Origin of the sequence: Streptomyces sp. NPDC058701 (genome assembly GCF_042715295.1) — a bacterium.
Taxonomy (GTDB): domain Bacteria; phylum Actinomycetota; class Actinomycetes; order Streptomycetales; family Streptomycetaceae; genus Streptomyces.
The window spans coordinates 1-4962 of the sequence record NZ_JBHXSY010000052.1; the positions used below are offsets into that span (position 1 = coordinate 1).

Consider the following 4962-nt stretch of genomic DNA (forward strand, 5'->3'; position numbering starts at 1 on the left):
CTTTCCAGGTATTCGCTTTCGCGCTTTCCTTTCCGGCGATTCCGACTCTATCAGATTCATTTCCTTGTCACGATCGACTGGATTTGAATTCCGATGGCCTTCGGAGGGCCTTTCCCTTTCGGGTGGACCAGACTTTATCAGGTTTCCCCGACTGGTTGATCCCACCCGCCCGCGGGCGTTCAGGGCACATGTCTGTGCCCGCGGGCCCTGCGAGGTGGAGACGTAAACGTACTGGAGCGGGGCCCCCGGATGCAAATCCGGTTGCCCCGCTCCCGTGCGGTCGCTACGGCGGAGGTCAGACCTCGACGACGACCGGGAGGATCATCGGCCGGCGGCGGTAGCTGTCCGACACCCACTTGCCCACGGAGCGGCGGATGAGCTGCTGGATCTGGTGGGGCTCCGCCACGCCGTCGGAAGCGGCGCGGGCGATCGCCTCCTCGATCTTCGCGACGACCGGGCCGAAGGCCGCGTCGTCGATGCCGGAGCCGCGTGCCTGGATGTTCGGGCCGCTGACGACCTTGCCCGTCGTGCTGTCCACCACGACGTACACCGAGATGATGCCCTCGTCGCCGAGGATCCGGCGGTCCTTGAGCGAGGCCTCCGTGACGTCGCCGACCGAGAGTCCGTCCACGTACACGTAGCCGGCCTGGACCTTGCCCGAGATGCGGGCCTTGCCGTCGATGAGGTCGACGACGACGCCGTCCTCCGCGATGACGATGCGGTCCTTCGGGACGCCCGTCAGGGCGCCGAGCTCGGCGTTGGCACGCAGGTGGCGCCATTCGCCGTGGACCGGCATCAGGTTCCGCGGCTTGCAGATGTTGTAGAAGTACAGCAGCTCGCCGGCCGAGGCGTGGCCGGAGACGTGCACCTTGGCGTTGCCCTTGTGCACGACGTTCGCGCCCCAGCGGGTCAGGCCGTTGATCACGCGGTAGACGGCGTTCTCGTTGCCCGGGATCAGGGAAGACGCCAGGATCACGGTGTCGCCGGGGACGATCCGGATCTGGTGGTCGCGGTTGGCCATGCGGGACAGGGCCGCCATCGGCTCGCCCTGGGAACCCGTACAGACCAGGACGACCTCGTGGGCCGGCAGGTCGTCGAGCGTCTTGACGTCCACGACGAGGCCCGGCGGAACCTTGAGGTAACCGAGGTCGCGCGCGATGCCCATGTTGCGGACCATCGAGCGGCCGACGAAGGCGACCCGGCGGCCGTATTCGTGGGCGGCGTCCAGGATCTGCTGGATGCGGTGCACGTGGCTGGCGAAGCTGGCCACGATGATCCGGCTGTGGGCGTTCGCGAAGACCGTGCGCAGGACGTTCGAGATCTCGCGCTCGGGCGGGACGAAGCCCGGGACCTCGGCGTTCGTGGAGTCCGAGAGGAGGAGGTCGATGCCCTCCTCGCTCAGGCGCGCGAACGCGTGCAGGTCGGTGAGGCGGTTGTCCAGCGGGAGCTGGTCCATCTTGAAGTCGCCGGTGGCGACGACCAGGCCCGCGGGGGTCCGGATCGCGACCGCGAGGGCGTCCGGGATGGAGTGGTTGACGGCGATGAACTCGCAGTCGAAGGGGCCCAGGTTCTCGCGTTCGCCCTCCTTCACCTCAAGGGTGTAAGGGCGGATGCGGTGCTCCTGGAGCTTCGCCTCGATGAGGGCCAGCGTCAGCTTGGAGCCGATCAGCGGGATGTCCGGCTTCTCCCGGAGGAGGTAGGGGACGGCGCCGATGTGGTCCTCGTGGCCGTGCGTGAGCACGATGCCCTCGATGTCGTCGAGGCGGTCCCTGATGGACGAGAAGTCCGGAAGGATCAGGTCGATGCCCGGCTGCTCCTCCTCGGGGAAGAGAACGCCGCAGTCGACGATCAGCAGACGGCCGTCGAACTCGAAGACGGTCATGTTGCGACCGATCTCGCCGAGCCCGCCCAGGGGGGTGACCCGGAGGGCGCCCTTGGGGAGCTTCGGCGGCAGACCGAGTTCAGGATGCGGATGGCTCAAAAGTCTCTCCTCACCACACGCGCCACGTACCTCGGAAGGCACGTGGCGCGCATGTCATTCGTGCACTTGCTGTTGTCTGGTGGGGTCGTGCTTATTCAGTTGTGAAGTCTGTTGTCAGAGCTGTACCCCGCCGGCGGCGAGGTCGAGCTTGAGCCGTGCCGTCTCTTCGGGGCTCAGCTCGACCAGCGGGAGCCGCAGCGGGCCGGCGGGCAGGCCCTGCAGGCCCAGCGCGGCCTTGGTGGTCATCACGCCCTGGGTGCGGAACATGCCGGTGAAGACCGGGAGGAGCTTCTGGTGGATCTCGGCGGCCTTCTGGACGTCTCCGCCCAGGTGCGCCTCCAGCATGGCGCGCAGCTCGGGGGTGACCACGTGGCTGACCACGGACACGAAGCCGACGCCGCCGATGGACAGCAGGGGGAGGTTCAGCATGTCGTCGCCCGAGTACCAGGCCAGGCCGCTGCGCGCGATGGCCCAGCTGGCGAGGCCCAGGTCGCCCTTGGCGTCCTTGTTGGCCACGATGCGGGGGTGCTCGCCGAGCCGCACCAGGGTTTCGGTGTCGATGGGGACACCGCTGCGCCCGGGGATGTCGTAGAGCATGACCGGCAGGCTGGTCGCGTCGGCGATCGCCGTGAAGTGCCGGTAGAGGCCCTCCTGCGGCGGCTTGCTGTAGTACGGGGTGACGGCGAGGAGGCCGTGGGCGCCCGTGCGTTCGGCCTCGCGGGCCAGCTCCAGGGTGTGCCGGGTGTCGTTCGTACCGATGCCGGCGACCACGTGGGCGCGGTCTCCGACGGCTTCGAGGACGGCTCGTACGAGGTCGTTTTTCTCCGCGTCGGTGGTGGTCGGCGACTCACCGGTGGTGCCGTTGACGATCAGGCCGTCGTTGCCTGCGTCGACCAGGTGGACGGCGAGCTGCTGCGCGCCGTCGAGGTCGAGTGCGCCATCCGCCGTGAACGGCGAGATCATGGCGGTGAGGACCCGCCCGAAGGGGGTCTGCGGAGTCGAGATCGGAGCCATGGGTAACACGCTACTCGCTGCCATGCTCGCGGTGTCCCCTCGGGGGACGTCAACGGGGTGTTGGACACCGGCACTGCCTGCTCGGGGGTTCAAGCAGTGCCGGGTCCGTTTGATCAGCCTAGATGAACTTCCCGAAACGCCGCAATACGGACACTTGGGACTTGAGTCCGTACATGTGTACGCCGCGGGTGTACCGGCCCTTACGGGGCAACGCGTCCGTTGCCGTTGAAGGCCGAATACGTGAGCGGCATGAGCTTCGCCCAGTGCTGCTCCATCTTCTCGCCGACCATCTCGATCTCCCGCTGCGGGAACGACGGCACGGCCGCCAGCTCGTGCTGCGTACGGAGACCGAGGAAGTGCATCAGCGAGCGCGCGTTGCACGTGGCGTACATCGAGGAGAAAAGACCGACCGGCAGGACCGAACGGGCAACCTCCCGGGCCACGCCCGCGTCGAGCATCTCCTGGTACGCCCGGTACGCCTGGAGGTAGGAGTCCTCCATGACACGGCCGGTGAGCTCCTGCTGCGCCTCGGTGCCCTCGACGAACACGTACTTGCCCGGGCGGCCCTCCTGGACGAGCTTGCGCTCGGCGTCCGGGACGTAGAAGACGGGCTCCAGGTTCCTGTAGCGGCCCGACTCCTCGTTGTAGGACCAGCCCACGCGGTGGCGCATGAACTCGCGGAACACGAAGATCGGGGCGCTGATGAAGAAGGTCATCGAGTTGTGCTCGAAGGGGCTGCCGTGGCGGTCGCGCATCAGGTAGTTGATCAGGCCCTTGGAACGCTCCGGGTCCTTCTGCAGCTCCTCCAGGGACTGCTCCCCGGCCGTGGAGACCCGGGCGGCCCACAGCACGTCGGAGTCGGCGGCGGAGTGCTTCACCAGCTCCACCGTCACATCGCTGCGGAAGCTGGGTTTCAGATCTGAAGCGGCGGTGTCGCTCACCGGGGTCCTTCCAAACGTGCGTCCTGGGGCGCGCCCACTCTACGTCGCCGACCGCGGCCCGCCGCGCACGCGCAGGCGGGCCGCCGGGCGCCCGCACGAGCTGACGCGACGCCATGAGATGTGGCTGATGTGCCGGATTCGGGCACCGATCGGGTGTTCCGGACGTCTAACGGGTAGTACGCGCATCCATCCGCCGCCCCGTCACGGGGCCCGACAGCGAGGAGAGTCGCTCCCATGTTCCGCCGGCGCGAACCCGTCCCGTTCGCCTTCGTCGCCGAGGCCGACCGATTCCGCAGCAATGTCACTCCGCCGCCGCGCGAGAGTCTGAGCAAGACCCAGATGGCCGCCCGTAGTCTGGTCGGGCTGACCGTGGTGGCAGGGCTCGCCGGCTCGCTGCTCTTCGGAATGCCCGCGCTGCAGCCGAGCAAGGCACCGGAGAAGTCGCAGCAGTCGGAGGCGTCCGAGGGGCGGTAGCCTCACGGGCACAGCCCAACCGAACGTGCATGTGAGTGAGGTACAGCCGTGCCCCTGCCCTTCCTGACGGCCGACGGCGTGTTCGACGCGGACGAGGAGAGCGACGACGTACTCCCCCACGCCGACCACGACCGCTGGCGGCGGCCGTACCGGCCCGGTCCCTGGCGGGTGGCCATCGCCGCGCTGCTGCTCCTGCTCTCCGCCTTCATGCTGCTGGCCACGATGATCGTCGCCTTCGCCGGTACCTGGGGCGGGGCGACCGTCTGCCTGGCCGCCGCGCTCTGCGTGGTCGGCTCGGCGCTGCGCCTGCTGCGTACGGGCGTGTGGGTGAGCCGTACGGGGCTGCGCCGCGTCGGGTTCTTCGGGACCCGCACGATCGCGTGGAGCGAGGTCACCGAATTCCGTACGGTGCAGCAGCCGGTGCGCTGGCTGGGGCTGCCGCGGACCGTGCAGGGCCAGGCCCTGACGGTGGCGGGGCGCGCCGGTGCGGAGCTGCCGGTGCTGCTGACCGACCACAACGCCGACTTCCTGTCCCGGTCGGAGGCCTTCGAC

The 4962-nt window shown here is 68.5% G+C and carries 5 protein-coding genes; 2 read left to right on the forward strand and 3 right to left on the reverse strand.

Annotated features, from left to right (window positions below; all coding sequences use genetic code 11):
- Positions 1-295: 295 nt before the first annotated feature.
- The 3 genes from ACFWW8_RS33365 to thyX all read right to left on the reverse strand — a co-directional run bounded on the left by ACFWW8_RS33365 (position 296) and on the right by thyX (position 3936).
- Positions 296-1981 carry a ribonuclease J gene (locus tag ACFWW8_RS33365; protein WP_386535210.1) on the reverse strand — a complete coding sequence of 562 codons (1686 nt, stop codon included), beginning with the start codon at positions 1979-1981 and terminating at the stop codon, positions 296-298.
- A gap of 114 nt (positions 1982-2095) precedes the next feature.
- Positions 2096-2995 (reverse strand): 4-hydroxy-tetrahydrodipicolinate synthase, encoded by a 900-nt coding sequence (gene dapA, locus ACFWW8_RS33370; protein ID WP_386535213.1) that lies wholly within the window; start codon positions 2993-2995, stop codon positions 2096-2098.
- 200 nt (positions 2996-3195) lie between these two features.
- The gene (gene thyX, locus ACFWW8_RS33375) at positions 3196-3936 is read right to left on the reverse strand and encodes an FAD-dependent thymidylate synthase (protein ID WP_386535216.1); all 741 of its coding nucleotides are present in this window, start codon (positions 3934-3936) and stop codon (positions 3196-3198) included.
- 234 nt (positions 3937-4170) lie between these two features.
- Here thyX and ACFWW8_RS33380 point away from each other — a divergent pair, with 234 nt between their 5' ends.
- Together ACFWW8_RS33380 and ACFWW8_RS33385 are read left to right on the forward strand one after the other, a co-directional pair.
- Positions 4171-4410: a hypothetical protein gene (locus ACFWW8_RS33380; protein ID WP_351270243.1), complete on the forward strand. Its 240-nt coding sequence runs from the start codon at positions 4171-4173 to the stop codon at positions 4408-4410.
- Between the two features lie 48 nt (positions 4411-4458).
- A partial coding sequence (locus ACFWW8_RS33385) for a PH domain-containing protein (protein WP_386535219.1) occupies positions 4459-4962 on the forward strand: 504 nt, incomplete at its 3' end.

Coding starts and splice junctions, on each gene's coding strand:
- dapA (WP_386535213.1), bottom strand. CDS start 2,995: ATGGCTCCGATCTCGACTCCGCAGACCCCCTTCGGGCGGGTCCTCACC.
- ACFWW8_RS33380 (WP_351270243.1), top strand. CDS start 4,171: ATGTTCCGCCGGCGCGAACCCGTCCCGTTCGCCTTCGTCGCCGAGGCC.